This window comes from Nonomuraea basaltis, assembly GCF_005893125.1.
Taxonomy (GTDB): Bacteria; Actinomycetota; Actinomycetes; order Streptosporangiales; family Streptosporangiaceae; genus Nonomuraea; species Nonomuraea basaltis.
Window position 1 is genome coordinate 1 of the sequence record NZ_VCJS01000661.1, and the last position, 412, is coordinate 412.

At 75.2% G+C, this 412-nt stretch carries 2 protein-coding genes; one reads left to right on the forward strand and one right to left on the reverse strand.

Annotation, left to right across the window (positions count from 1 at the left end; translation table 11 throughout):
• On the reverse strand, positions 1 to 203 hold a 203-nt coding region (locus EJK15_RS74075; RefSeq protein WP_206062447.1), incomplete at its 3' end, for a hypothetical protein.
• Between EJK15_RS74075 and EJK15_RS74080 the strand changes: the two genes are divergently transcribed.
• A partial coding sequence (locus tag EJK15_RS74080) for a hypothetical protein (protein ID WP_206062449.1) occupies positions 202 to 412 on the forward strand: 211 nt, incomplete at its 3' end. The two genes, EJK15_RS74075 and EJK15_RS74080, sit on opposite strands and share 2 nt — an antisense overlap.

The window sequence follows — 412 nt, forward strand, 5'->3', positions numbered from 1 at the left end:
GCGCGGGCGGGCGCGGCGGGCAGGTCGAGACCGACGCGCAGCGCGGTCACCCTCGTCGGGCAGGGCGGCACGGACACGGAGGCCGTCCTGGGGCCGCCCGGAGCGGTGGGGGATGTGACAACGGTCAGCGTGACGGTCTTGCCGCACGGGCGCTCGCCCATGGACCAGGTGAGCGTGCGGGTGTAGGTCGTGGAGCCGCTCATGCGCATCCGCTGGGTCCGGCCGTCCATGCCGGGGGCCGTCCAGGTGGCGGTGGCGGCGACGGCGGCTGTGCCGCCGGCGCGCACGGTGATCGTGCTCCGGGCGAGCCCATCCGCGTTGACCGTGAGATCGCCCACACTCACCGCGAGCACCGACGGGACCGGCGACGGCGTGATCACCGTCGGTGTCGGTGTCGGTGTCGGTGTGGGGG